The 26,205-nt window shown below is 68.9% G+C and carries 21 protein-coding genes and 5 pseudogenes; 14 read left to right on the plus strand and 12 right to left on the minus strand.

The genetic code is table 11. The features are described 5' to 3' along the window. Positions 1–271 precede the first annotated feature (271 nt). Positions 272–499 (minus strand): annotated as a pseudogene (locus KUM49_RS50880) (transposase); the annotation flags it as partial. A 987-nt stretch (positions 500–1,486) separates the two neighbouring features. Between KUM49_RS50880 and KUM49_RS36445 the strand changes: the two are divergent. Then, on the plus strand, positions 1,487–4,324 hold the full coding sequence (locus tag KUM49_RS36445) for a SpoIIE family protein phosphatase (RefSeq protein ID WP_308406925.1): 2,838 nt from the start codon (positions 1,487–1,489) through the stop codon (positions 4,322–4,324). 196 nt (positions 4,325–4,520) lie between these two features. Continuing rightward, positions 4,521–5,354, plus strand: coding sequence for a hypothetical protein (locus KUM49_RS36450; protein ID WP_254402333.1), 834 nt, complete (start codon positions 4,521–4,523; stop codon positions 5,352–5,354). A 46-nt stretch (positions 5,355–5,400) separates the two neighbouring features. Here the strand turns inward: KUM49_RS36450 and KUM49_RS36455 are convergent, their stop codons facing one another. Beyond that, on the minus strand, positions 5,401–6,141 hold the full coding sequence (locus KUM49_RS36455) for a class I SAM-dependent methyltransferase (RefSeq protein ID WP_217241253.1): 741 nt from the start codon (positions 6,139–6,141) through the stop codon (positions 5,401–5,403). A gap of 238 nt (positions 6,142–6,379) precedes the next feature. Between KUM49_RS36455 and KUM49_RS36460 the strand changes: the two genes are divergently transcribed. The 4 genes and pseudogenes from KUM49_RS36460 to KUM49_RS49055 all read left to right on the plus strand — a co-directional run. Beyond that, entirely contained in the window at positions 6,380–6,640 is a 261-nt protein-coding gene (locus KUM49_RS36460) for a hypothetical protein (protein ID WP_217241255.1), read from the plus strand. A 126-nt stretch (positions 6,641–6,766) separates the two neighbouring features. Continuing rightward, the gene (locus KUM49_RS36465) at positions 6,767–7,378 is read left to right on the plus strand and encodes a TetR/AcrR family transcriptional regulator (RefSeq protein WP_217241256.1); all 612 of its coding nucleotides are present in this window, start codon (positions 6,767–6,769) and stop codon (positions 7,376–7,378) included. Then, positions 7,375–7,785 carry a DUF6069 family protein gene (locus KUM49_RS36470; RefSeq protein WP_308406926.1) on the plus strand — a complete coding sequence of 137 codons (411 nt, stop codon included), beginning with the start codon at positions 7,375–7,377 and terminating at the stop codon, positions 7,783–7,785. Before KUM49_RS36465 ends, KUM49_RS36470 begins: the two co-directional genes overlap by 4 nt. 26 nt (positions 7,786–7,811) lie before the next feature. Then, positions 7,812–8,023: pseudogene (locus tag KUM49_RS49055) on the plus strand (IS5/IS1182 family transposase); the annotation flags it as partial. A gap of 4 nt (positions 8,024–8,027) precedes the next feature. Here KUM49_RS49055 and KUM49_RS36475 read toward each other — a convergent pair. Beyond that, on the minus strand, positions 8,028–8,474 hold the full coding sequence (locus KUM49_RS36475) for a hypothetical protein (protein ID WP_308406927.1): 447 nt from the start codon (positions 8,472–8,474) through the stop codon (positions 8,028–8,030). A gap of 44 nt (positions 8,475–8,518) precedes the next feature. Further along, the gene (locus KUM49_RS36480) at positions 8,519–9,478 is read right to left on the minus strand and encodes a sigma-70 family RNA polymerase sigma factor (protein WP_254402335.1); all 960 of its coding nucleotides are present in this window, start codon (positions 9,476–9,478) and stop codon (positions 8,519–8,521) included. Positions 9,479–9,564: 86 nt separating this feature from the next. On the opposite strand from KUM49_RS36480, the gene KUM49_RS36485 reads away from it, so the two are divergent. Next, positions 9,565–10,029 carry a carboxymuconolactone decarboxylase family protein gene (locus KUM49_RS36485; RefSeq protein WP_217241257.1) on the plus strand — a complete coding sequence of 155 codons (465 nt, stop codon included), beginning with the start codon at positions 9,565–9,567 and terminating at the stop codon, positions 10,027–10,029. Positions 10,030–10,581: 552 nt separating this feature from the next. Here the strand turns inward: KUM49_RS36485 and KUM49_RS36490 are convergent. The 5 genes and pseudogenes from KUM49_RS36490 to KUM49_RS50005 form a co-directional block, all read right to left on the minus strand. Further along, positions 10,582–10,881, minus strand: a pseudogene (locus KUM49_RS36490) (DDE-type integrase/transposase/recombinase); the annotation flags it as partial. A 253-nt stretch (positions 10,882–11,134) separates the two neighbouring features. Continuing rightward, complete coding sequence (locus KUM49_RS36495) at positions 11,135–11,359, minus strand: hypothetical protein (RefSeq protein ID WP_217241258.1); 225 nt, start codon at positions 11,357–11,359, stop codon at positions 11,135–11,137. A gap of 87 nt (positions 11,360–11,446) precedes the next feature. Then, positions 11,447–11,857 carry a hypothetical protein gene (locus KUM49_RS36500; RefSeq protein WP_217241259.1) on the minus strand — a complete coding sequence of 137 codons (411 nt, stop codon included), beginning with the start codon at positions 11,855–11,857 and terminating at the stop codon, positions 11,447–11,449. A gap of 855 nt (positions 11,858–12,712) precedes the next feature. Next, positions 12,713–13,321 carry a hypothetical protein gene (locus tag KUM49_RS36505; protein ID WP_217241260.1) on the minus strand — a complete coding sequence of 203 codons (609 nt, stop codon included), beginning with the start codon at positions 13,319–13,321 and terminating at the stop codon, positions 12,713–12,715. A gap of 47 nt (positions 13,322–13,368) precedes the next feature. Then, positions 13,369–14,742 carry a TerD family protein gene (locus KUM49_RS50005; RefSeq protein ID WP_217241261.1) on the minus strand — a complete coding sequence of 458 codons (1,374 nt, stop codon included), beginning with the start codon at positions 14,740–14,742 and terminating at the stop codon, positions 13,369–13,371. A 124-nt stretch (positions 14,743–14,866) separates the two neighbouring features. Here KUM49_RS50005 and KUM49_RS36515 point away from each other — a divergent pair. The 6 genes and pseudogenes from KUM49_RS36515 to KUM49_RS36545 all read left to right on the plus strand — a co-directional run. Then, a pseudogene (locus KUM49_RS36515) lies at positions 14,867–15,055 on the plus strand (LysR family transcriptional regulator); the annotation flags it as partial. 465 nt (positions 15,056–15,520) lie between these two features. Continuing rightward, positions 15,521–16,270 carry a class I SAM-dependent methyltransferase gene (locus tag KUM49_RS36520; RefSeq protein ID WP_217241269.1) on the plus strand — a complete coding sequence of 250 codons (750 nt, stop codon included), beginning with the start codon at positions 15,521–15,523 and terminating at the stop codon, positions 16,268–16,270. 1,530 nt (positions 16,271–17,800) lie between these two features. Then, positions 17,801–19,048, plus strand: a complete 1,248-nt coding sequence (locus tag KUM49_RS36530; protein WP_254402336.1) for an ABC transporter substrate-binding protein — start codon at positions 17,801–17,803, stop codon at positions 19,046–19,048. 67 nt (positions 19,049–19,115) lie between these two features. Continuing rightward, positions 19,116–20,069 (plus strand): carbohydrate ABC transporter permease, encoded by a 954-nt coding sequence (locus tag KUM49_RS36535; RefSeq protein WP_254402337.1) that lies wholly within the window; start codon positions 19,116–19,118, stop codon positions 20,067–20,069. Beyond that, positions 20,069–20,902: a carbohydrate ABC transporter permease gene (locus KUM49_RS36540; RefSeq protein WP_254402338.1), complete on the plus strand. Its 834-nt coding sequence runs from the start codon at positions 20,069–20,071 to the stop codon at positions 20,900–20,902. The genes KUM49_RS36535 and KUM49_RS36540 overlap by 1 nt, the downstream gene beginning before the upstream one ends. Before the next feature lie 91 nt (positions 20,903–20,993). After that, positions 20,994–22,175, plus strand: a complete 1,182-nt coding sequence (locus tag KUM49_RS36545) for an ABC transporter ATP-binding protein (protein WP_217241263.1) — start codon at positions 20,994–20,996, stop codon at positions 22,173–22,175. Here KUM49_RS36545 and KUM49_RS36550 read toward each other — a convergent pair. The 3 genes and pseudogenes from KUM49_RS36550 to KUM49_RS36560 form a co-directional block, all read right to left on the minus strand. Beyond that, a complete protein-coding gene (locus tag KUM49_RS36550; protein ID WP_254402339.1) occupies positions 22,172–23,044 on the minus strand; it encodes a hypothetical protein in 873 nt (290 codons plus the stop codon). The genes KUM49_RS36545 and KUM49_RS36550 overlap by 4 nt on opposite strands. Positions 23,045–24,042: 998 nt before the next feature. Continuing rightward, positions 24,043–25,140 carry an MFS transporter gene (locus KUM49_RS36555; protein WP_217241264.1) on the minus strand — a complete coding sequence of 366 codons (1,098 nt, stop codon included), beginning with the start codon at positions 25,138–25,140 and terminating at the stop codon, positions 24,043–24,045. Between the two features lie 269 nt (positions 25,141–25,409). Continuing rightward, positions 25,410–25,595, minus strand: a pseudogene (locus KUM49_RS36560) (alpha/beta fold hydrolase); the annotation flags it as partial. Positions 25,596–25,758: 163 nt separating this feature from the next. Between KUM49_RS36560 and KUM49_RS36565 the strand changes: the two are divergent. Next, entirely contained in the window at positions 25,759–26,109 is a 351-nt protein-coding gene (locus KUM49_RS36565) for a DUF6233 domain-containing protein (RefSeq protein ID WP_217241265.1), read from the plus strand. Positions 26,110–26,205 lie beyond the last annotated feature (96 nt).

A 26,205-nucleotide genomic window follows, 5' to 3' on the forward strand; every position in this document is an offset into this window, starting at 1 on the left:
CCACGGCTTCCGCCGCGCCATGGTCACACCCCACAAAAGACGGGATCACATACCTCTCCACCGTGCCACAACACGATCTTTCTGCAAGGACTCCTTAGTCGGGGTCACCAGGTAGGTGGTCGACCTTCAGCCGGATCAACGTGCAGCGGATCAGGGGGAGTTCACCGCAGTGGTCGAGTCAGGGGCACCGGCTCGCAATCGAGGGTGCATCCGGTCCCAGCCAAGGGCTTCGGCGCTGCCGTAGTGGGTGGTGTCGCACGTCGTCGTCTGGTCAGGGGTGTGCCAGGGCTACGGCTTGGAAGGAGTAGGGCCGGCTAGGGATCAACTGATCCGCGCTGCCCCGCCCGTAGACGTGACAGAACAGCAACTCGGGTCTGGTGGGGGCACCGAGACACAGCCAGTTACGCACGTCCACCGCGAGCACGATCCGCCCGTCGGCGACACGCGGCAGCGGCGTGGAAGCCAGCAGCCTGCGCAGGCGGAGCGGCTCCAGCCGGCCGTGGCTGACCGCGTCCTACATCCCCCCGTGCCCACGCCGGTGCTCGGCCGTCGGCGTCAATTCGAGCAGCGACGTCACCGGGCCGGCCGAGCACAGCGCAGGCGTACACTTCTGTGCAAATAGCCTTTTAATTGTTTAAACTTTATAAATCGGGCAGAGTGTAGCCAGATCCTTGGGCTCCGGCCTCCGATTGCCCGGAAGGTCACGCAGCGAGTGACCGTCGGCAGTCTTGAGAGGGCGCGGGCGGATCGCGAAGGCGCCAGGAGGAAGAACTCTCGATGACCCGGCCCGATGACCCGTGCACCGCGGCGGCCCGGGTGTTCGCCGAAGGGGGTGCGTTCGGCGAGCTTCTGGCAGGGATCGACTGGGCGGCGACGCCACTCGGGCCCCCCATCTCCTGGCCGGATCCCCTGGTGGACACCCTGCGCCTCATGCTCACCTCCGAGCATGGGATGGCTCTGTACTGGGGGGCTGAATTCGCCACCTTGTACAACCTGGGCTCCACACCCATTGTCGGTGCCAAACACCCCTGGGCGCTCGGCAAGCCCTATAGCGAGGTGTTCCCCGAGGTCTGGGCCCACCCTGTGAGCTCCCACTTCCACTACGTGACCGACAGCCGCACGTCCCTGCTGGTCCCGGATGAACTGCTCATCATGGAGCGCCACGGCTTTTTGGAGCAGTGCTACTTCGACTCCGCCTTCCAGCCGGTGCTGCTGGACGACGGCACCGCCGGCGGCGTGCTGCAGATCCTCACCGAGACCACCGGCCGGGTACTGGGCGAGCGCCGGCTGCGTCTGCTGAGCGAGACCGGCGCGCGCACCGCCGGGCTGACCGCCCCGGGCGAGGTCGCCCGCGTGGTCGCCGAGGTGGCGGGCTCCTACCCCGAGGAGATCCCGTTTCTGGGCCTGTACCTGGCCTCCGGGCCGGGGATGCAGCGGCCGACCGGCGGCCGAGACCGCCGCGCTGAGTGCGGCCGACGGGCCGCGGGTGGCGGCCCGGCTGGCGCAGGTGGTCGCCGACGGGGCCCCGGCCACGCTGCCGGCCGCCACGTTCACCGGCGCCGGCACGGCCGGGCAGCACGCCGCGGCCTCCCGGCTCCCGGTCGAGCAGGTACTGGCCCTGCCCCTGCACTGCGCGGGCAAGGTGGAGGGCGTCCTGGTCGTGGGCGTCAACCCCTGCTTCCCTCCGGCCGGGGCGTACCACGACTTCCTGGAGGTGCTTGCCTCCGCCGTGGCCGGGGCGCTGTCGGCCGCGCTCGCGCACGAAGAACAGCGTCGGCGAGCGGAGGCGCTGGCCGAGCTGGACCGGGCCAAGACCGCCTTCTTCGCCAACGTCAGCCACGAGTTCCGCACCCCGCTCACCCTGCTCCTGGGCCCCCTCCAGCAGGCTCTGGCCGACGAGGACCGGCCCGAGCGGCGCGAGCAGCTGGAGCTGGCCGAGCGCGGCGCCCTGCGCCTGCTGAAGCAGGTCAACACCCTCCTGGACGTCGCCAGGGCCGAGGCAGGGCAGATGCGCCCGGCCCTTGAGCCGGTCGACCTCGCCGGTGCCACGGCCGAGCTGGCCGGGGTGTTCCGCTCCGCCTTCGAGGCGGCCGGCCTGACGCTGGAGGTGGTCTGCCCGCCTCTGCCCAAGCCGGTGCCCCTGGACCGGGAGATGTGGGAGAAGATCATCCTCAACCTGCTCAGCAACGCCCTGAAGTTCACCTTCACCGGCGGCGCTCGGGTGCAGATGGCCGCGGCCGGCGACCGGGCCCGGCTGACGGTGACCGACACCGGCACCGGCATCACCGCGGACGAGCTTCCGCGCCTGTTCGAGCGCTTCCACCGGGTCCGCGGCGCCCGCTCCCGCTCCCACGAAGGCAGCGGTCTCGGACTGGTGCTGGTGAAGGACCTGGTGGAAGCGCACGGCGGCACCGTCGGCGTCCAAAGCCGGCTCGGCCTGGGCACCACCGTCACCGTGGACCTCCCCTTCGCCGCCGCCCACCGGCCCCGCCCGGCCCCGCCCGCGGCCGCCGCCGGATCCTCCGAGGAAACCCCCGGCCAAGGCGGAGACGGCGGGCCCGGCCGCGCCGCGGCCTATGTCGACGAGGCGCTGGGCTGGCTGGCGGCCGACCCCGTCCCCGCCGCGGCCACCGCCGCAGCACGCACCCCGCACGCCCCCGCGAACCACGATGCCCCCCACTCCCCCGGCCCACACGAAACCGGCCGCCCCCACCGGGCCCGCCTGCTGGTCGTCGACGACAACGCCGACATGCGCGCCTACCTCATCCAGCTCCTGCAGCCCGACTACGACGTGCTGCTCGCCGCCGACGGCAGGGCCGCCCTGGAGATGGCCCTGGCGCAGCCGGTGGAGCTGGTGCTCAGCGACGTGATGATGCCCCGCATGGACGGCTTCGAGCTGGTCCGGGCGCTGCGCGCCGACCCGCGCACCGCCCGCCTGCCCATCGTCTTGCTCACCGCCCGCACCGGCGAGGAGGAATCCGTACAGGGCCGGCACGCAGGCGCGGACGACTACCTGGCCAAACCCTTCTCCGCACGCCAGCTGCTGGCGCGCGTCCGCACCGGGGTGGAGCTGTCCCGGTTGCGCGAACAGGTCCTGACCGAGACCCGCAACCAGCTGGCCGTGCTGGCCTCCCTGGCCGACGCGGGCCTGCGACTGTCCGCCACCCTCGACCCGGACCAGATCCTGCAGACTGCCGGCCAGATCCTGCTGCCCGACTTCGCCGACCAGATCAGCATCCACCTCACCGCCGCGGCAGCCGCCCCGGCGCAGTCTCCCCCGGCACACATCGCCGGCACCCCGCTTCTCGCCCGCGAGGCTCTGGACGGCGCCGCCACCTGCGCGATCAACGGCACCGCCCCAGCCCCAGCCGGCCCGCACCCGGCGCCCGCCGCCGTGCTGGCCCTGCCGCTGCACGCCCACGACCAAACGCTGGGGGCCCTGGTACTGGTCCGGCACACCGGCGAGTACTCCGCGGTCGAGCACAAGTATCTGGAGAACTTCGCCCACCGTCTGTCCCTGGCCTACGACAACGCCACCCGGTACCACAACGAACGCCGCCTCGCCCTGACCCTGCAGCGCGCCCTGCTGCCCCACCGCCTGCCCCAGGTACCCGGCGTGCGCCTGGCCACCCACTACCGGGCCAGCAACCGCGGCGCCGAAGTCGGCGGCGACTGGTACGACGTGCTCGCCCTGCCCGACGGCGCCGTGGGGCTGGCCATCGGCGACGTCATGGGTCACGACGTGGAAGCCGCCACCCTGATGGGCCAACTCCGCTCCGCCCTGCACAGCCTCGCACTGGAGGGCGCCGGCCCGGCCCAGGTGCTGACCAGACTGGACGCATACATGCAGTCACTCGCCACCGAACGCTTCGCCACCTGCCTCTACGCGGTCTACGACCCCCACCATCACCGCTTGCGCTACGCCGCCAGCGGGCACCTGCCTCCCCTGCTGATAGCCGCCGACACGGCCTACCTGGAGCTGCCCCCGGCGCTGCCGCTGGGACTGGGCAGCACCCCGGTCGACTGCGAGGTGGCGTTCGGGCCCGGCACGAGCCTGCTGCTCTACACCGACGGTCTGGTGGAGAACCGGGCACTGTCCCTCAGCGACGGCCTGGCGGCCCTGCGCCAGATGTGCGGCGCGTTGCCCGCCGCCGCCCGCCCCGACCCCCAGCAGATCACCGAACGGGCCATGGAACTGCTGAACACCCCCGACCGGGTCGACGACGACGCCGCCCTGCTCGCAGCCACCGCCGAACCCTCGTGCCGAACCGGCGACCCGCAGACCGCCCGCAGCGCCCAAACGGCCAACCGCTCCAGCTCGTAGCCACTGCTGAACAAGTCGCGGATGTGCTAAATCGTCCGCAAAAGCCGGGCCTGCGCGCTCCCGGACACAGCTCAAGCGATGGGCCGTCAGGCGACCATCGCCCCATGGAGCGAGTCATCAAGGGCCTTGGCCTGCATGGTTGATTGGGTGGGGGCCACGGCCGACCGCTGCACGCTGTCCGCTAGCATCCCTGCGCATGACGAGACGGGGGTGGCTCCTGGGGGCCGTGGCGATACTGGCGGCGATCTGCGCCTCCGGTCCAGAACGCCCGGAGGCGGTCCGTACGGCGTCGGACCTCGGCCCCCTCCCGGCCGACCGCTACGACTACACGCCGCAGGACTACCAGCGATCGCAGCGGGCATCGGCGTTGCTGGTCCGGCAGTGCATGGCGGAGCGCGGCCACCGGGATTTCCCGCTCGACCCCCGCTACCCCACCGATCCCATCATCGCCGCCGCGGTCAGCACCGACTACGGTGCCCTGGATCTCGCCGCCGCCCACCGCTGGGGCTACGGCTGGGACCCGGCAAAGTCCCAAGCTCTCCGGCCGAAGGGCCGTCGGATGACCAACGCCGAGTATGCGGACCTCCCCGCCTGCAACGCCGAGGCGAGTCGGCGGCTGATGCGCGGCATCGACCTGAAGCGGGACTGGCTCTACGCAAGTGAACGGGCGATCGAGGTCGACAAGGCGGTCAAGCGCGACCCGCGCCTCCGCGCGGCTTGGGATGTGTGGTCCCGCTGTGTGGCAGAACAAGGATTCACGCGTTATCCCGACCCCGTCGCGGCGTACACGGACACCGCCTGGCAGCGGGGCAGTGACGGCAACACCCGGCATACGAAGCGGGAGCGGGCCACCGCCGCCGCGGACGTCACTTGCAAGCGCCGCCACCATACGGCCGAGCTCTGGCACGCTGTACGGGCGCAGAAGCAGACCGCGGACATCACGCGGCACCGCGACCGCTACGCCGCCGGACTGCACGCGTTGCAGACGTACCGGGCCACCATCGCCGAGGTGCTGCGGCAGCTCGGCTAGGGCCTGTCCGGCGAAGGGATGCCTTCACGTCTCGGCGCGGCGGAACTTACGGTTTGTGAGTTACCCAGAGCAGTTCCGCCGGCCAGCGGTGTGCCCAGTCGGGTGGGTCGGTTTCGTTGTAGCCGTTGGGTGTTCCGAGTTCAGGCCGCGGCTCGATGAGGTCGTCGATGATGAGGCCCGCGCCGCGCAGGACCTTGACCCAGTCGCCGTAGGTGAGCTGATAGCTGGTCGCGCCGTCGTCTTCGGCGATGGTGTGCAGCCCGAAGTAGTCCTTCTGCAGCGTCGTGGTCACGCGGCTGGCGGCTTCGTCGTAGCAAGCTTCGAACCATGGGCTGGCGACGTTGAACACCAGGCGCCCGCCTCGGCCCAAGACGCGTGCGACCTGCGGGACGGCCAGGTGCGGGGGCGCCCAGCTGAGCCCACCGAAGTCGCAGAACACCAGGTCGAAGCTGTCGGCGGCGAAGGGGAGTTGTTCGGCGGCGCCTTGCACCAGCGGGTAGCGGGCCGCTCCCATCGCGCGGGACGCTGCGGCGAGTTGGGCTTCGGACAGGTCGAGCCCGACCACGGTGGCGCCCTCGGCGGCGAGCGCCCTGGACCACTGGCCGGCGCCGCAGCCGAGTTCGAGGACGCGCTTGCCGGTGACGTCGCCCAGGGCGTGCAGGTGCGCGTCGGGGATGGAGTACATGCCCCACAGCCGGGGTGTGGCGCCGATTTGCGGGTCGTGCTCGTGCTGGTAGGCGCTGCTGATCTGGTTCCAGAGCCGCCGGTTGGCGGGGATGCTGTCCACGTGCCGACTCCAGCACTGCTGGCCGGAGGCAGTCAACACGATTAGGGCACTGTCCGACCCTCGCCTCGGTCCGGCCTGACTCGGCCCATGACCCGCCGGACGAGCCCTAGCGGGCCGCATCCCGCCGCACGCGGACCTCAACCTGCTGCGCACTGACGGAGCATCAGGCAAGCTGCACCGCAATCCTTCTGACTCCCCACCGCCGGGTGCGCTAGGTGCCCGCGAGGCGGCAAGCGGCGTGGATCGTGAAGGGGGTGAATGCGTCGCGCTCGGCGAGCCGGAGCAGGAGCAGTTGCCCGGCTCAGTACCCCGGGGCTGCCTCGTCCAGGAGGTGGGCCGAGCTGGTCAGGCCGTCACGGATGGCAACGGCGACCGCCAGGGGCTGCCCAGCTGGTTACCACTGCAGAACCGCAAGGCCCGCATCGGAGATCCACGCCGCCAGGGGCCGTTCCGGGCCTCAAGCGGCGGGCACTGGCAGCAACTCGCGGCCGCCTACTGAATACTCCAGCGGCAATTGTCGATCTTGGTGGCGCGTCAACGACAAGCGGCCGAGAACGGGAGATATCGAACGGAGTGAGTACTCACTCATTGACGGAGTGAGTACTCACTCCGTACTCTCACAGTCATGACAGCACCTAAGGAGAACCAGACCCCCCGCCGCCGCGCCCCCAGCATGTCGCCGGAGCAGCGGCGCGCGATGATCGTCCAGACTGCGATCCCGCTGATCGCCGAGTACGGCGCCGCGGTGACGACCGCGAAGATCGCCCGCGCCGCGGGTATCGGCGAGGGCACGATCTTCCGGGTCTTCGCCGACAAGGACGAGCTGCTGCAGGCCTGCATGGCTGAGGCGCTCTCCCCCGAGCACGCCGTCCGCGAACTCGACGCGATCGACGTATCCCAGCCGCTGCCCGACCGGCTCGCGGAGGCGGCCGAGGCGCTGCAGGCGCACATGTCCAGGATGGGTGCGATCGCCGGCTCGCTGGGGCATGGCGGCGGCAAGCACCCCGGCACGGTGCGCGGCGCGGGCCGCACCGAGTCAACGATCCGTATCCGCGCGGCCCTTGCGGAGCTGCTGGAGCCCGACAAGGCCGCCCTGCGCCGGCCGCCGGAGCAGATCGCGGCCCTCTTCTTCGGGCTGCTCTTCACCCAGCCGCGTACGGAGGACGAGCCCGACCTGACACCGCAGGAACTGGTGGAGGTCTTCCTGCATGGGGCGCTCTCGGAGAGCGCCAAGTGAGCGCGCGAAGAAGGCGCTTGGGGGTTACGGCCCTGGCCGTTCTGGCTCCCGTCCTGGTGTGGCTCGTCGCAGACCCACTGTTGGGGCACCGGCTGTGGATCACCGACGGCGAGCAGACGCTCGACATCGGCGCCGTGCCCGTGGCGGTCGTCGCACTGCTCGCGTCGCTCTCCGGCTGGGGACTGATGGCCGTCCTGGAGCGGTTCGGGGCGCGGCACGCCCGCGCCATCTGGACCGGAGTGGCCGGCGCCGTACTGGCCCTTTCCTTCCTGCCGTTCATCGGCGACGGCATGGACAGCGGCACCCGGGTCTCCCTCGCTCTGATGCATTTGGCAGTGGCGACGGTGCTGATCCCGGGACTGGGCGGCAGGTACCCCGGGGCGGGAGCCGATGCCGCTACGGGTTGACCGCCAGCACCCCACGGCCACGGCCGCGCCAAGATCCGTCGCTTCCCGGATTCCAGGTACAACCGAAGGGGTGGGCGGTAGAGCGAACATTCTCGTAGCTCACCGCACACCGCAGCCTGGCCCGCGACTACGAGGCCAGCCCGGCCCGCTCGGAAACCATGATCCGTCGGGGGCATTGATCGACGTCATGGTGCGGCGGCTCACGCGCACCGGTCCCGCTACCCGGCCCGGTCCCCGACCGCTCACCCGACCGCGGCAGCGGGACACACGACCGGCTCATAGGTCATCGCTCGGTCCGCATCGTCGCCGAGAAGGACCGACTGCAGTGCGAGCAGGTCCGCGTCATCGAGCTGCGGGACCGTCCAGCCATTGGCCTGCGCATGCGCGGTGAACTGCGGGTCGAGCGCCACATGGTAGTGCTCGACGTAGTGGGCCAGGTCCGAGTACCTAAGCCAGTGCCCGTCCGTCAGCAGGTGCAGCCCGCCGATCACAGGGTGGTCAGGGCTGAGAACGTCACGCGTGAGCGTGGTCGTCGCAGCCAGCAGGGCACCGCCTTGCAAATACTTGACCATCTCCCGAGCGCTGACGGACGCCTCGGCCCTGACCGCAGACCACAGCGACAGCCTATCTGGGCTGCCCTGCTCAAGCTCTCTGAAGCCACCGACGAAGGGGACTCGTGCATCGCTCACCAGCAGAGGCTGAAACACCTCCTCACCCACGACCCACGCAGATCTCAAACGCGGCCCCAGAGGCTAACGTCTCTGCGGGAACAGCCGTGGACCACTTCGAGCGTGCGCGGCCTCCGCCGGCCATCGACTGACACCGGGTCCGGCAGGTCCATGAGCGCGAGTTTGGCGGGGTCGACCACGGCGGTGATCTCGGTGATGTGACCGTCGGAGACGGTGAAGGCCAGGAGGGAAAGCGGGGTGCCGTCCTCGCTCCAGGAGATGACGCCGGGGCGGCCGTTGACGGTCGCCGCATGCCCTCGTGCCGCACTGCCGGCCACTCGCGCGCGGGTGGCGACTTCGGTGGCCCCTAGCGTGACGAACGTGCCGTTCGGGGTGTGGACGGTGAACTTCACCTCGGGGTGGAGAACCTGCAGCAGCTGCTCGAACCGGCCGTCGCGGGCTGCGGCCAGGAAGGCTTGGACCACCTCGCGTTGGTGTTGTCCGGCACTGGCGGGCTGCTGGGCGGCCTGTACCTTCCTGCGGGCGCGGCTGGCGAGCATTTTGGTCGCGTCGGCGGATTTGCCGAGAATGGTGCCGATCTCCGCGAAGGGCACGGCGAACACGTCGTGCAGCACGAACGCCAGTCGTTCGTCAGGGCGCAGCGAGTCGAGGACCGTGAGGAGCGCGAGGCCGACGGAGTCCCCGAGTGCCACAAGGTCTTCCGGAGCGGGAGCGTCGTCGAGCGTCACGGTGAATTCGGGCAGCTGGTCGTCGAAGGAGACTTCTGGGCGCGTCCGGCCCGACCGCAGGACATCGAGGCTGATGCGGCCGACCACGGTGGTCAGCCAGCCGCCGAGATTGTCGATGGTGTCGGTGTCCTGGCGGGACAGACGCAACCACGCCTCTTGGACCACGTCTTCCGCATCGGCATGTGATCCGAGCATGCGGTAGGCGACGGCGCGGAGGCGGTCACGGTGGGACTCGAAAGCATCGACGATCGGGTCCGTCGGATGGGTGCCGGCCATGCTGTTACCTCCGTGGAAGCTGCTCCGTCATAGGGATGACGCGCACAGGCGCCGCAACGTAACCCGATGAAGGAGAGCACTCCCCCATGGAAAACCGGCTCAAGAACAAGAACCAGAACACGAACACCACCGATGTGTGGACCGCGATCCAGCACCTCCAGAAGGCGATCGCCGCCGGGGGCGTCGACCCGAAGCTGCTCGCGCTGGTCCACCTGCGCGCCAGCCAGATCAACAGCTGCTCGGCGTGCGTCTACGCCAGTGTCGCCGGCGGGAAGAAGGCCGGTGACACCGACGAGCGGCTGCACAACCTCGCAGCGTGGCGCGAGGCACCGTTCTACACCGACGCGGAACGCGCGGCACTGGCGCTGGCCGAGGCCGCAACCCGACTGCAGGACGGTGCACCGGGCGTCACCGACGAGATCTGGGAAGAGGCCAACGCCCACTTCACCGAGGAGCAGATCGGCGCGATCAACCTGGAGATCGCGCTGACCAACTTCTTCAACCGGATCAACCGCACGATCAAGGAACCGGCCGGCCAGACCTGGGGCTGAGCCCAGCGCGGCCCTTACCCACTGACGCTTCCCCAACGAAATGATCTCCGGGTGGCCCACGAGGCCGGGCAGGCGTGAAGCCCCTGGTAGGACTGGTCTGCCAAGATCATGTCCGCTCGAACCAGAGGCTTCACGTTGGTCACCTGTGCTGCCGCGCTCGACGTCCCACGCCACAACGCGGAGTTCCTCCCCGGTTGCCGGCCGCCCACCTGCGCGGGATCGGCGCCCCGAAGGGCTCTCGCACCTGGGCCGGTTCCGCCAGGCGGCGGCACTGGTGCTGCGCTGATTCCGAGAACACGGCTGCGTGCACTGCCTGGCCCGGACGCCGGGATCTCGCAGGCCACCGGCTACCGCTACCTCCATGAGGGCATCGGTGTGCCGGCCGCCCAAGCCCCTGATCGACACGCGGCGTTGGGCCTCTGCTTCGCCGAGGGGATGACACACCTGGTGCTGTACGGCACGCACATCGCCTGCGACCGGCTGTCCGGGGTCCGGGGCCCGGGGCCCGGGGCCCGGGAGAACGTCAACGACCGGTGGTTCTCCCAGAAAGGGGAAGAAGCGCCTGGCCGCGGCGGCGTCCCGCCGGTTCTGTACGAGGATGTCGAGCAGCATCCCGTCCTGATCGACGGCCCGCCACAGGTACTCGTGGTCACCGTTGATCTTGATGAAGACCTCGCCAAGGTGCCACCTGTCCCCCGGGCTGGGGCTGCCTGCGGCACATCGCGTCGGCGTAGGCCAGGCCGAACCTCACTCACCGGCGGCGGACCGACGCGTAGAAGACGACGACACCGCGCTCGAGCATCAACTCCTCGACCTCGCGGAAGTTGAGGGGGGGCGGTGGTACAGCCACACCTACTGAGCGATGATCTCGACCGGGTACAGGTGCTCCTTGGACGACGGCGGCGCACTCTCCACGAACCACCCCTACAGCATGACCAACCCGAAGAGCTTCCCGCGTCATCAAGCAACGTGACAGCGCCAGCAACAGTCCCGTTGTGGCCAGTTCGCGGATGTCAGCGGTCCATGATCTGGAACCACCAGCCGAGAGGTTCTGAAGCCGTCCCCGGGATCACTTCCAGGTGTGTGTCCGCTCTCTCTCCTCCCGTTACGGCGTCATCGGCGCGCGTCGTCGCAGCACGTCGAGAATGGTCTTCTCCGCCGCGAGGTCGGCAGCCGTGGCCGCGAGGTCGGCAGCCGTGGCAAGGTCACCGGCGGACGTGTCGATCCGTCGCAGCGAGGTCCCGTACAGGTCGCGGACCACCGCCGCACCGGCCAGGGTCGCCCGGACTGCCAGTTGCGCATCGCTTTCCGCACTCCTGCCCATCTTCATTCTCATCATGTCGGCATCCGCACCTACGCAACCAAAGGCGGCCCTTGCCGCGAATGGGCAAAGACCGCCATGGTTCACAACGTCAAATCAGACTATGGTGAGCTGGGTTGGGCCACAGGTCGATGTCCAGACATCCCGGGCCCCATATTCGCCGATGCACGCCTGGTAATACACGTAGGTTCCCTCGGGGAGCGCGTAATTGCAGTCGTTGTACCCGTTGAGAGCTCCGTCGGCGTCCCAGCAGTAGTGGTACTGAGCTACATCCACCGGGCCGGGCTGGCGCCATCGCCCGACGGCCGAGTGGTTGTCCGCCCTGACGTCCGAAACCCTGAAGTGCTCGCCGTAGGCGAAGAACTTGGCTTCTGCAGAGTAGGTGGTGTCGTAAACCCACTGCCCCTCCGTGCCGGCAGACGCGCTTCCGGACATGGCCACGCTGATCGCAAAGACTCCGGTCATGGCGACCAGACTCCTGACAATCCTCTGGAAGGTCTTCCCCACTGCATTTCCTTTCCCGTGCGCCCCCGCAGTCGCCGATCGACACATCTCGCCGGGCCGCCGATTTCCCTCTGTCGCCAGCAGGTCGAGAATTAGCCTGCGGTGATCTTGAGGATGCGGCCGACAGATTAACGGGAAGGGAACTCCACTGGCAACCGTAGGGTGCATTCGTTCGGCAATGTCCTTCCTGCTGGTCATTTCCACCGGTGTTCGTCGAGTCAGGGCCACCAGTCCGACCATCCTCCCAGCCCCTCTCCGACGCTCCCCCTGCCCACCCGGCTGCGGCCATCACGCGAACGTGGGCCTCGGGCAAAATGGCCCCACTCTGCATCGAGCACACTCCCGTTGACCGATTCCCAGGCTTACTTGCGTCGACAGTGGTCCGGGGCAATGGCCTAACCGACAATGGGCAGTCGTGGCTGCTTTGCACCACTCGCAGCGGGTCCCGAATCGCCACCCCGGAAGGACCGGGCACCACGGATGACGCCGCCACCTCCCGCAACCAGCCAGCCCGCCCCGGCTGAAAATCCCCGTCACCGCAGTCAACGAGCAGCCTGCACAAAAGGCCACCCATTCGATCCAGGAACTCTCGTTCCCCTCCGAAGAGCGAAGAGCCACAACATGCCTCAGGACAGGCGTGAAACGCAGCGGAACAGAACCCAGCTCCGACACTCATTCACGCTCACCAGAAGTCACTCATGCCCAGTCACCCAGCAGCAGTTCCCAATACCCCGGTCAGCGGCCATCAGGGCCGGTACGCGATGCGGGAGATCGTCAACGCGCTGCCTACCAGGGCCGCACCGGCTGCCAGTCGGATCTGCTCCCGCACGACTTCCCGCCGCCCGGCGCGGTGGAGGGCTACTTCTGCACCTGCCCCGCGGCATCCGGGACGCCCGCCTCCGCGTACACGCGGCGCACCGCCTCCAGGTCGACCGGCCGCTCGTAGTAGTCCTCCGCCCACTCCCGGAACGCCTCCGGGGTGCCCTCGATGAGGAGGTCGAGGAGCCACTCCGCGCCGTCCACGTCGTCCTCCTCCTCGTCGGGGAACGCGATGTCACCGGTGTGCCAGTGCGTGTCGCCAGTCGCGCGCCAGATGCATGCCGTGACGCGCGGCAGGCCGTCGTCCGTGAACGCGGGCTCGTCGACGTACGCGCGGAAGACCTCGGGCACCGAGTCGAGGACGCCGGGCCAGGCCTGCTCCTCGTCGTTCCCGTACGGGCTCATCGGCGACTCGTGGCTGAAGGCCCGTATGTAGACACCGGCCGGGGAGAAGATGACCGTGCAGTCGTCTCCCGATCCGGTGTCCACGGACAGCGCCTCCTCGGACTCGCCCCAGTTCGCTGAGTACTTGTGGTACCCGTACTCACCACTCGGGTTGACCATCGCCTCCGCCGCCGCGAGGGCACGGCACAGGGCGCGCAGGGTCGGGATGTCGGGCAGCCGGCGGGCGGCGTCTGGTGCGGTCATGGAGCGATTGCACCAGACGCCACTGACAACGCCCGCCCGTACGCCGCTCAGTCCCTGCCGCGCCAGCCCCAGCGCGAGGACTTGCGGACGGTGCTCGTCTTCTCCGGGCCCGGCACCGCGAACGGAGCGAACGTCTGGGACGCGGCACCGTCCTCGGGCGGGGTGTCCTCCCGCTGCCCGACGCCCCTGAGCCTGGCCCGCCACGGGCCGTCCGCCATCTCCAGCTCGACAATCACCGGCCCCTCGGGCAGTGGGTGGGTCTCCCGGCGGGCGCCGATCTTGTTGATGAAGTTCTCGCGGCGCGGGAGCGTCGCGTGGTCGGTGTGGCCCTCGAGCTCGTACCGGTGGGCGATGAGGTTGCCGTCGCCCTTGTAGCGGATGGCGAAGTCTGCCGGGCCCGCGGTGTGCAGCAGGACGTCCGGGCCGCGCCACTCCAGCCATTCTCCGGTCAGCCGGTGGGCCGCGGCGAGCGGCAGCACCGTCACCTGCCAGCGCCCCTCGGCCTGGAGCCGCAGGCGCAGCGGGTCGCCCTGCGGGACCGTGGTGAGCAGCCTGCCCTGGAAGTCGTCCTCGGTGCTGTTGACGAGGACATCGCCCTCCTTGTTGCGCCGGTTGAGGGGCGTCAGGCACGTCCACCCCTCGCCGCGGACGAACAGCTCGACGACGACCGGGCCCGGCGGGAGGCCGTCCACCTGGATGACGTCGTTGTCGCGGCCGGTGAGCGTGCGCGGCTCGAAAACGGGGCCAAACGCCCAGTCCTGCGGCGCCGGTTGAGCCTGCGGAGGTGCAGCCGCCGTGCTCGGCACCGCCACGGTCGGTGCCGGTACCTGGGCCTGTGCCTGTGCCGGAATGGGTGTCGGTATCGGTGCGGCAGCAGGCGCCCCCACCGGCGGCGCGAACGGCACGCCCACCGGCGCCGCCCCCGCCACCGGAATCACTTCCACACCGTGATCCGCCGCCAGCGCCTGGAGCCCGCCCTCATACCCCTGGCCGACCGCCCGGAACTTCCAGCCGCCCGCCCGCCGGTACAACTCCGCGAGCACCAGCGCCGTCTCGTCCCCCACCTCGGCCACCTCATACCGGGCGACCGACGTCCCGTCCGGCGCGTACGCCTCGACCGACGGAACCCCCGTCTCCCGCACCGTCCCACCGCGCGTGGACCCGACGACGAGCACCCGCTCGACGTCCGCCTCGGCCTCGCCGAGCCCCGCCTCCAGCCATGTGGTGCCGTCCGCACCCCCCGCCAGGCGCACCGCGCCCGACGGATGTGCCGGGGCGCCGTCGGTCACGACATCCTGGTCCCCCCGGACGCGGCCGTCCGCCGCCAGCAGCAGCGCCGTCGCCCGCAGTTCGCCGCGCACCGCGATGCGCAACGGCACTGTCGGAACGAATGTGTTGGCCCCCTTGACCAGATCGCTCACGGAAATGCCCCCTCCGTCATCACCGTCGTCCCTGCCGACGGCAGTTCTCTCGATACATTCAGCACGTAGTCATCACGATGATCTACGGGCGGAGCATCCCATACGGCGACGTATCGCCGCCCCCGTGGAGCTGAAACATCTCACCGGATTCGTGGCCGTCGCCGTAGAGCTGCACTTCGGGCGGGCCGCCGAGCGCCTGCACATCGCGCAGTCGCCGCTCAGTCATCAGATCGAGCTCCTCGAAGGGGACCTCGGAGTCAAGCTGTTCGACCGCACCCCGCGCACCGTCCGACTTACCCAGGCCGGGCAGGTCAACAGTGGATTCTCATACGGACGATCATGATGTGAGGTGCCAGATCGCCCAGGTACGTGTTGGCGAAGTTCAGGTAACTCATCCCGGACCGGGACACAGCGGTGACGTAGATCCACGCTCCGTCCAGGGAGAGCAGGTGATCCGTGGGGATTCACTCGAGTACGTCGATGGCCTCCTCGACCGAGGCATCAGGGGAAAGCGTCAGCCGGGCGTACCAGTTTCCGCACCTGCGCCACGAAGTGAAGGCAGGCGCCATGATCTTGACATGTCGGGAGTGATCACGGCGTCGGAGTCATCCTGGATAGCCCCGTTCACCGGGCTGAGCCCGCTATGCCACTCCCACCCCACCACTTGCCACACATCTGGGCTTCTGACGGCCGCCAGCCTGGACACCCAACGGCCACCCACCTGGGCATCTCAATTATTCGAGCGCACCTAGGAACGGGGCTGCGTAGGGTGACGCGCGTGGACCCAGCCGACTTCTACACCGGCATCGTCGCAGCACTCTACGGGCCGCTGAAGTCCTTCTCCCAGGACCCCGAACCCTACGCAGCCTTCATTCAGCAAGCCGGCATGCCGGCACTGGAGCTGGGATGCGGAGACGGTGAGCCCCTGCTCGAACTGCGCCGACGTGGCCTGGACGTCGACGGCGTCGACTCCTCCGCCGACATGCTGGAACGGCTCCGGCGCCGAGCAGCCGAACAAGACATCCCTGCCACCGTGTTCCACCAGCGCATGGAAGCTTTGAACCTGCCCCGCCGCTACCGGGCGATCTTCCTCGCCGGGCCGACCTTCACCCTGCTCCCCGACGACGCCACAGCGCTCGCCGCCCTGCGCGCCATCCGCGCTCACCTGGCCGAGGGCGGCACCGCCCTGGTGCCCCTGTTCACCCCCGAACCGACCCCAGCCGAACAGATCGGTCGGGTGCGCACGGCCGCCGCACCCGACGGCGCCGAACTCCGTGTGTCCGTCCTCGCCGAGCAACGCGACAAGACAGCCCGGACACAGACGGCGCTTCTACGCTACGAACGCCACCACGAATCAGAAAGCACTATCGAAGACCGCCCGTGGACCATGCATTGGTACACCCGGGACCAGTTCGTGAGGCTGGCCACGACCGCCGGCTTGGCCGTGACCGCGGTCACCGATCCGGACGGCAAGCCAGCCCCTGCTGATGCCACCGGCCTACTGCACTTCCGACTCCAAACCACCTGACCGCCTCGCCTCTGAGAAGGTCCAGGGACACCCTCCGCGACCGCGCCCCACGATCTGGCTCTGTCGCTGATTTGGGGTGCACCGCGATCGCGGACGGGTGGCCATCACCATCGACTAGGACATCCTCCTCCGCTTGATTCGTGCACTGCCCGTCCCTCAAGTCGGCACCGTTCCGCATCCCGACGTCGACAAGTTCGCCGTGCGCCGCGGCCGCGCCTGCGCGACGTCCGCAGTCACGGCAGGTGGACGATGCCTGGCTCCTGCTGCACAACCTGGCCCAAGCCGTCGAACGCATCGTCGGCCGGCACCGCGCCGACCCGCGAGGGCCCCTCACTGTCCGGGACGACGTGTCTTCGCCTGCATCCTCTTCCGCAGTAGTAGCGAAGCAGGCCCGGCCAAACATCTGGCGTTTGAGCATCTTGATCCGATTGACGTGGCCTTCGACGACGCCGGAGCTCCAGGGCAGTATGAGGCCGGCATTGACCGCGTCGTGGTCACGGTCGATGCATGCGGCAGGGTGTGGAGAGTGGGAAGGTCATCTCGCCGGAGGGCGTCGAGCCCCTGCGGCAGCCGTTCGCCCTGGCGCTCGGTGAACATCTGCCCGAAGGAGCGGAAGTGGCCCCTTCCAGGCGGACGGGCAGCCAGGTGGCTCGCACCGCTCGCGGTAGTCCTCGCACTGGCCTTGCTGTACCGGTTGGGGATGGGTTGGCCGTACCACCCGCCGGGGCCCGTGTATGGAGGGCTATCCACTTTCCCGTTCACGGGCAAGACGGGCCCGTACTCCGGCGAGTAGACGCTGCCGGGTCGTAGTCGGCGCAGTAGAAGCGGCACACGGACGGGTTGCCGGCCCCAGACGTACCCGCGTGTGGTGGTCTCCTCCCAGCGCTGGTCGGTGAACTACCCACACTCCAGCCGCCGTACCTCCCGCTCAGCGGTCCGGCGCTCCTCCTGTTCCGCGTCGGCGCGGGCGGCCTGACGGCGGTGGAGGCGTCGCAGTCGGGGATGTCGAGCGCGGTCGTCAGCGTCTGCTCGCCCTCCCGTCCCCGACGCCGCCACACCGCCGCGTCCGCGCCGTCCTGTGTCAGCTGCTCCGGGACCCATGCAAGCCCAAGGAGGGTGACCGCCGCTGCAAACTCCCGTCACGACTTCAGTCGTGCGACGCCACGCTCGGCTGGTGCCCGTGCCGCGGGCTGAACCGAATGTCGTCAATCGCCGCTGCGGTTCTCACCCTGGAGCGGCAACGCAAGGAGCACTCAGTGAGTTGCCCCACGCACCGCTGCCCGGCACACCGACCAAAAGGCTGTACCAAAACGCTTTGGTTACCCGATGAAAATTTAGAGGCAAATGTGCTTGATGTCACTATACATCCCATTTAATGTCCCCGGGGAAGAGAATCTGTGCGGATGCGAGTCCCGCGACTGCCGACCCCGGAAGCGAGGTGTGGAACGAGTGCACGCCAAATGTGGCTTCCGGCCGGATCCCAGGCTCCGGTCGACTGAGGAAAGAGCGCGGCTCACAAGGTCTCGGCGGTTGCGGGCGTTCGCCGTACTGCCGCTGCTCGCGTCGGTACTCTCCGGCTGCGGTGGTGACGATGCGCAGGACGGCCGGATCACCCTGAACTGGTACAACTTCCCCGACGACTCCGGTGCACTTCAGCAGGCCGCCGACAAGTGCAGTCAGGCGTCCGGCGGTCGCTACAGGATCATCTACAACCGGCTTCCGCGCGCCGCCGACGGGCAGCGAGAGCAACTGGTGCGCAGGCTCGCGGCCGAGGACACCTCGGTCGACATCATGGGTCTGGATGTCACGTGGGCAGCGGAGTTCGCGGAGGCCCGCTGGATCCGCGAGTGGACCGGGCAGGTGAAGCAGCAGGCGACCGAGGGCACCCTGCGCGTACCACTGCAGACCGCCACCTGGAAGGACAAGCTGTACGCCGTCCCGTACAACACCAACACGCAACTCCTGTGGTACCGCAACGACCTGGTGCCGACTCCGCCCAGAACCTGGGGCGAGATGCTGGACATGGCCCGCGACCTTGCTCAGCAGGACAGACCGCACTTGGTGGAGATTCAGGGCGCTCAGTACGAGGGTCTTACCGTTTGGTTCAACAGCCTGGTCAACAGCGCGGGCGGCTCCATCCTCAACGCCGGCGCCACCGAGCCCTCGCTCGGTCCACCCGCCGTGCGAGCCGCCCAGATCATGCGCGATCTCGCGAACTCCCCGGCCGCGGACCCGTCCCTTCCCAACCAGATGGAGGATCAGAACCGCCTTGCCATGGAGTCCGGGGTGGCGGCGTTCGAGATCAACTATCCGTTCGTCTATCCGTCGATGAAGGCGAACAACCCGAAGCTGTTCAAGAACTTCCGCTGGGCGCCCTACCCGCGGGTCGACGCCGACCGTCCGTCACGTCCCACCATCGGCGGTATCGACCTGGCCGTGAGCGCGTACTCACGCAACTCCGGGTTGGCCTTCGAGGCGGCGCTGTGTTTGCGCAACCGGGAGAACCAGCTCACGGCTGCGCTCAAGGGCGGTCTGCCGCCCACGATGCGCAGTCTGTACGACGAGCCGTCGTTCATCAGGGACTACCCGTTCGCCAAGGATGTGCTGGCGGCTCTGGAGTCGGCGAGCGTGCGCCCGATCACCCCGGCGTACCAGAACGTGTCGATCGCGGTTTCCCACACGCTGTCTCCACCGGCCGCGATCAGTCCGCAGAGCTCGGTCGACACCATCAGAGAACAGATCGACCAGGCTCTTGAGTCCGAGGGTGTGATCCCGTGACCCACCTGCCCCGCTGTCCCGCCCGTCTGCGCTCAAGCGCGCGGGCCTGCTCCCCCGGCGGCCCGCGATGAGCATGCAGGCGGAACCGGCCGGGACCCCGCAGCCCTTCGATGCGGGGCAGTCGCGGAAGGACCAGGCGGCACTGTCCGCCGGTGCCCGACAGGAGCGGCGGCTCGGCTGGCTGCTGTGCGCACCGGCCGTCACCGTCATGGTGGCCGTGACCGCGTACCCCATCGGGTACGCCATCTATCTGTCGCTCCAGCGATACGACCTGCGTTTCCCCGCTCAGGCGAAGTTCGTGGGCTTCAGCAACTACGGAGCGGTCCTGTCGTCCCCGTTCTGGTGGGACGCCTTCTGGGTGACGCTGTTCATCACCGGGGTGTCCGTAGCCGTCGAACTGGTCCTGGGCATGGGGCTCGCGCTGGTCATGCATCGTACGATCTTCGGCCGCGGCACCGTACGCACGTCGGTCCTCGTCCCCTACGGGATCGTCACGGTCGTCGCGGCGTTCTCCTGGCAGTACGCCTGGACGCCGGAGCTCGGATACCTAGCCGAGCTGCTGCCGAGCGGTGAGGCTCCGCTGACCGAGCAGTGGCCGGCCCTGTGGCTGATCATCCTCGCAGAGGTGTGGAAGACCACGCCGTTCATGGCCCTGCTACTCCTCGCCGGCCTGGCTCTGGTCCCCGAGGAAACCCTGAAGGCCTCCATGGTGGACGGGGCCAATGCCTGGCAACGCTTCACCAAGGTCGTACTGCCGCTGATGAAGCCGGCCATCCTGGTGGCACTGCTGTTCCGCACCCTCGACGCGTTCCGGATCTTCGACAACATCTTCATCCTGACCTCGGGAGCCCAGGGGACAGGCTCCCTGTCGATCCTCGGCTACCACAACCTGTTCACCGCTCTGAACCTGGGCATCGGGTCGGCGATCTCTGTGCTGATCTTCATCTGCGTCGGGATCATCGCCTTCGCCTTCATCAAGTTGTTCGGGGCGGCCGCACCCGGCGCGGAGGTGAAGCGCTGATGACTGCTGTGGGCAAGGCACACGCCACCCGTTGGGCAGTGGTGAACGTGGTGGTAGTGCTCTACGCACTGTTCCCGGTGTGGTGGATCGCCGCGCTGTCGTTCAAGGACCCGAGCACTCTGACGGACGGCAACTACATCCCCAGGAAGTGGACCTGGGAGAACTACCGGGGCATCTTCGAGACGTCCGAGTTCACCCGCTCCCTCATCAATTCCATCGGCATCGCCCTGATCGCCACGGCAATCGCGGTGGTACTGGGCACCATGGCCGCCTATGCCGTGGCCCGACTGCGGTTCCCCGGCAAGCAGGTGCTCATCGGCATGTCACTGCTGATCGCCATGTTTCCCCCGATCTCACTGGTGTCCCCGCTGTTCAACATCGAGCGGATCCTCGGCATCTTCGACACGTGGATCGGGCTGATCATCCCGTACATGACGTTCTCCCTGCCGCTGGCGATCTACACTCTGTCAGCGTTCTTCCGGGAGATTCCCTGGGATCTCGAGAAGGCGGCCAAGGTGGACGGCGCCTCGCCCGCGCAGGCATTCCGGCTGGTCATCGTGCCGCTGGCGGCGCCGGGCGTGTTCACCACGGCTATCCTTGTCTTCATCTTCTGCTGGAACGACTTCCTGTTCGCGATCTCGCTGACCTCCACAGAGAGCGCACGCACCGTACCGGCCGCGATCGCGTTCTTCACCGGCAGCTCGCAGTTCCAGCAGCCCACCGGATCGATCGCCGCGGCGGCCGTGGTGATCACCATTCCGATCATCATCTTCGTCCTGCTCTTCCAGCGGCGCATCGTCGCCGGACTCACCTCCGGAGCGGTCAAGGGCTGACCGGCCACCGTCGCCGGCCGGCCGCCGGTCCGCAGCCATCCGATCCGGGACACCCCAGAGCCGGATGGCGAGAAGGCAAGGAGACACCACCATGGCCGAGATCATCCTCGAGGGAGTCACCAAGCGTTTTCCCGACGGAGCCCTCGCCGTGAAGGACGTGGATCTCGACATCGCCGACGGCGAGTTCGTGATCCTCGTCGGTCCGTCCGGATGCGGCAAATCCACCACCCTGAACATGATCGCGGGTCTTGAAGACATCACCGAGGGCACGTTGCGCATCGGCGACAAGATCGTCAACGATCTCACCCCCAAAGATCGCGACATCGCGATGGTGTTCCAGAGCTACGCCCTGTACCCGCATATGAGCGTCCGGGAGAACATGGGTTTCCCCCTGCGCCTGGCCAAGGTCGACAAGGCCACCGTGAACGAGAAGGTCGAGGAGGCCGCCCGCGTCCTCGACCTGACCGAGCACCTGGACAGGAAGCCCGCCAACCTGTCAGGCGGCCAGCGTCAGCGGGTGGCCATGGGACGGGCAATCGTCCGCGATCCCAAGGCCTTCCTGATGGACGAACCGTTGTCCAACCTGGACGCCAAACTCCGAGTACAGATGCGCACCCAGATCTCCCGGCTGCAACGGCGCCTGGGCACGACAACCGTGTACGTCACACACGACCAGACCGAGGCCATGACGCTCGGCGACCGCGTCGTCGTCATGCGACAGGGCCTCGTCCAACAGGTCGGCACACCCGCACAGCTCTACGACCACCCGCGCAACCTCTTCGTCGCGGGCTTCATCGGCTCCCCTGCGATGAACTTCCTGACGGCGACCCTGGAGGACAACACCCTCCGCTCCCCCGTGGGCCGCCTGCCCCTGGACGACCGTACGCGCCAGGCACTGGAACGCCAGAACGCACCGCGCGATGTCATCGTCGGCCTCCGACCGGAGGCCTTCGAGGATGCGGCACTGGCACAAGAACGAGGCCGCCCTCGCTTCACCGTCACCGTGGACGTCCTCGAGTCGCTGGGCTCCGACGTGTTCGTCTACTTCACGGCGGAGGGCGCGGCCGCGAAGACGTCCGAACTCGAGGAACTCGCTGCGGACGCGGGCCTGCGTGACACCGGCTCGAACACTCCTCAAGTCGTGGCCCGCCTGGACGCTGCTACCCGCGCCCGCGAAGGGGAATCCGTTGACCTGCAGGTCGACATGGGCAAGGCGCATGTCTTCAATCCGGCGAACGGCGCAAACCTTACTCACCCGAAAAGCGTCGCTTAGGGCTTGCAGATCATTGGCTCGTGCTTTCCCGTTCGGTGGTTCGCTGGTCTGGAATGAGCGGGTCGGATGGGCAACGGGCCGTGCCGGCAGCCAAGTTCGAGGCGATTCTCCGTACCTAGACGAGCGGCAGCGCCAGGACCGGCTCGACCGATTACCACCGGAGCCCGTTGGGGGCGCTGCTTGTGAACACCGCATCGCGCTCTTTGATCGGCATGAGTCAACATGGGTGGCCGGGCGGGCGCTGATGTGGCTGCCTGGTGGGGCGATCCAGCGCCGCCCCGGACTTCGCGGTCGCAGCCGTTCAGGAAGCGCACCTCCACATCGAGCAGCCGGATCAGCAGCTCGTCCGGCGCGGCCGGATTGGACCCGATCCCCTCCGCCCAGTGCAAAGGCCATGCCGGCCGGCCGGGCACCGCCGCCCACACCTCGGCGCGCTCGACCTCCGTCTCGCACCCGGCGGCCGCGGCGGCCTCCGCCAGCCGCTCCGGCAGCCGGTCGAGGGCCGTCACCCGAGACCCGTCCGCGCCGGGCACCTCCCCCAGCAGCACCTGCCCGTCGAGGGAGAGCGCCACGAACCCCGGGTCACCGGTCAGCCCCGGCACACCGCCGCCCGCGAAGCGGACGCGGGTCCAACAGGAGTCGTTGCCGCCGATCCGATGTCCGAGGACGGCCACAAGGAACTCGCCATCGGCAAGGCGGTGCCACCACGCGGCGTCCAGCGCTTCCCGGACCGCGCCGTCCGGCGCCGCGATCCCCCGCGCGATCCGCCAGCCGGCCTCCGGCGGGAACAGGCTGCCCGGGCGCATGTCCTCGACGACCGCGAGTCCGGCGCCTGAGAGCAGTTCGTGGAGTCCCTCTCGGTGTTGCACGCGGTCATGATCCCCGCCGCCTCGCGGTGGGACAAGGCCCTCAGCCCCAGGTGCAACCGGCCCTCACCCGCGAACACGTCATTGGTGCGATGTCGTTCGTCCCCGCGCGGGCGGCCCGAGTTGGCCCCGGCTGTGTCGCTGGTTGCTACTGGTGTCTCCGCGGACCGCTTTTGCGCCCGGCCTTGAGGGCGACAAAGTCACTACACAACTTGCGACCAAGCTGGCGGAAACAGACCGGGTTGTGGCCGGCTATCGGGCGGGGCGCTGGAAGACGGAGGCTGCGCGCGCAGCATTGGAGCTCATCGGCGCGGGCCGCGACCCGGGCGGCTTAGCGCGGCTCGGCGTCCCGGGCGGTGGCGGCCTCGGCTTCGGCGGCGAGCTCCGCCTGGACGTCGTCGTCGGTGTACGAGTCGTAGACGGCGTTCGTGGCCGCGACGGCGAGCAGCTGGTCGATGCGCTCCTACTCCGCGAGTTCCGCCCGGCCGCGTTCGTCGTCGGCCAGGTGCTCATGGCGGGAGTTCCGGCGCGCGTAGAAGCGGGCGTCCGCGCGGGCCGCCGCGACGGCGTTCGCGGTCATCCTCCTTCGCGCGGCGCCGCATCACCCGCCGCCCAATGCGGGCGTTGTCGACCGGCTCGCGAGGCGCGGCCGCGTGGGGGGAACGGAACGGCTCACAGCTACGACGAACTGGAGGCGGCCTGGACAGTATCGACCCGGCGCAACGTCAGCGAGGTTCTGGAACCACCCTGGGCCACGTGCGTACACGCGGACGCGCTCCGCGACGACGCACGGCTTGCACCTCCTGACGAATCCCCGCGCCCACGACCGTGGCGGCCGGCTCAGCCCATTTCGCGCCGGATAGATCTGCCCCGGGCGGGGTTCGCCGCTGATTCCTGGGCCGACGACAACTCCCGGCGCCGGAAAGTACCCGCTGCCAGAGTCAGTGGGCCGATCAACAACACGAGCACCGCGACAGCGCCAAGCGCGACCGGCAGGCTGGTCAGGTCGGCGAGCCCGCCCACCATCGGAGGGCCGAGCAAGAACCCGCTGTAGGCAATGGTTGTCGCAAACGCAACCTCGCGCTCACCACCGCCCCATCGGCCCGTCGCCCGGCCGCGCCACTCAACTCCGTGACGACGGGGGACGCGTACGCCAAACCGACACCAGCGACAGCGAAGCCGGCGAAGGTCAGCGCCGGCGACGGCGCCATGACCGCGGTGGCCAGCCCCAGCCCACCGATCGCCGCACCCCCGATTAGCATCCGTGGTGCGCCCCAACGACGCCGGATCGCCTCACCGCACAAGCGGGTGCACGCCATCGTGATCGAGAAGCACGAGTAGATCAGGGCATCGGTGGCCTCGCTGAGACCGCGCTCCCGCACACCGAACAGCGCCGACCAGTCCGCGGTCGCTCCTTCGGCCATCGAGGCACACAGTGCCACGCCGCCTAGCAGCCACAGCACCGGTCGCCTGAACGGTGCCCGCCCGGCGCGCCCGCTCTCTGCAGGCACCCTCAGTAGTTCCTCGACGGGAATCGAGCGGGCGATGCCGACGGTGAGGCCGCCGCAGATCACCGCGACGATGGCGAAATGACGGCTCGGTGCCAACCCTTGTCCGGCCGCGACCGCAGCGCCGACCGAACCGGCCAGCGTGCCGAAACTGAAGGCCGCGTGGAACAGCGGCATGATCGTCCGACCGGTCCGCCGGGTCGCTGTCACGCCGGACACGTTCATCGCCACGTCCATCGCGCCGACCATGGCGCCGAGCACGATCAGCAGCAGGCCGAGCGCCGCGGGCGACCTCGCCAGTCCCAGAGCCGGAAGCATCGCGGACCCGGCCACGCCGGACACCGTCATCACGACGCGAGCGCCGAACGCCGCGCACAGCCGACCGGCGAGAATCGAAGCGGCGATCATACCTACGCTGGCACCGAGCAGGGACAGCCCCAGCGCACCCTCGTCCGCACCGATCTGCTCGGCCAGCGCCGGCACCCGAGGGGCCCACGTGCCGAGCAGCGCGCCGTTGAGAACGAACGCACCGAGAACCGCGACGATGTCCGGGTCCTGGGCGCCGGCTCGGTCCGGATGGGTACGGGTCATTGTCAGCACCGTCCCGGTGCGGTCTTGGTCGAGCCACGGTCGACCCGGCGGCTTGGCACACCTGCGGAGATCTGCGTGGATCACGCCGATGGAACCGAGCGTAGGTGCGCCGGAACGCCCGCCGGCCACGATGGCAGGTTCGCGCCAAGGATGGCTGGTTCCCGCCAAGCGGAGTGCGGCGTCAGCTGTAGCGTGACGCGGTCCGGATGGCCCGGGCCAATGAACGGGACTGCCTGCCGCCGAAGTTGGAAACAGCCGACTGGATGCGGTTACTGGTGCGCGGCCAGGAACGGCAGGACGACGTCGGCCATCTCGTCGGGTACTTCCTCTGCGAGGTCGTGGCCGGCGTCGAAGGTGTGTCCGGTGACGTCGTGGGCCATGAGCCGCATCTGGGACTCGTTGCGGTCGCCGATGAACGCTGTGCCGCCGAGGGCCAGGACCGGGATGTTCAGTTTGACCTGCAGGTCTGCCTCACAGCTACGCGCCGCAGGCGCCCTCGGCAGCTTCCCGGGCGCGCAGCGGGCTCAGGCCATGCCCACGTGCGCGCGGGCGCGCCTGGCCGCGGCGGCCCGGGAGGCAGTGCAGCGCCTCTCTCGGCAGGAACCTAGAATCGAACACGTGAACGATGAACCGTCGCGGCTTCAGATGCTCCGCTTCGCTCGCCGCGTAGTGGTGCAGCAGGCGACGACGGCCCTTGCCCAGCTCGATGAGTGGATCGCGGTGGAGGAGCGGCGCGAGGCGGAGCGGCGCCGGGGCGAGGAGATGCGGCCGCCACCAGCTGAGTGGCTGATCCAGTACGGGCTCAACCACACCAACGTCGACGCCGTGCACACCGGTGAGTGCTGGGCGGCTGCCGAGAGCGGCCGGTGCCGTCCGGTCACCCGGCAGCAGGCGCTGGAGGCTCTGCGCCAGCAGGTGCCGGCCTGCGTCCACTGCCGACCGGACACGGCCCTCGGCATCCTCGACTAGGCCCTGTGTGATGTCGTGATCAATCGGCTGTTCGCAACAGTTCTTCGAGCCAGATCATCGAGGCGCGGAGTTCGAGGCCGGCGAGGTAGCTCTCGG

It is taken from the genome of Streptomyces sp. AC555_RSS877, from assembly GCF_019049245.1.
GTDB lineage: Bacteria > Actinomycetota > Actinomycetes > Streptomycetales > Streptomycetaceae > Streptomyces.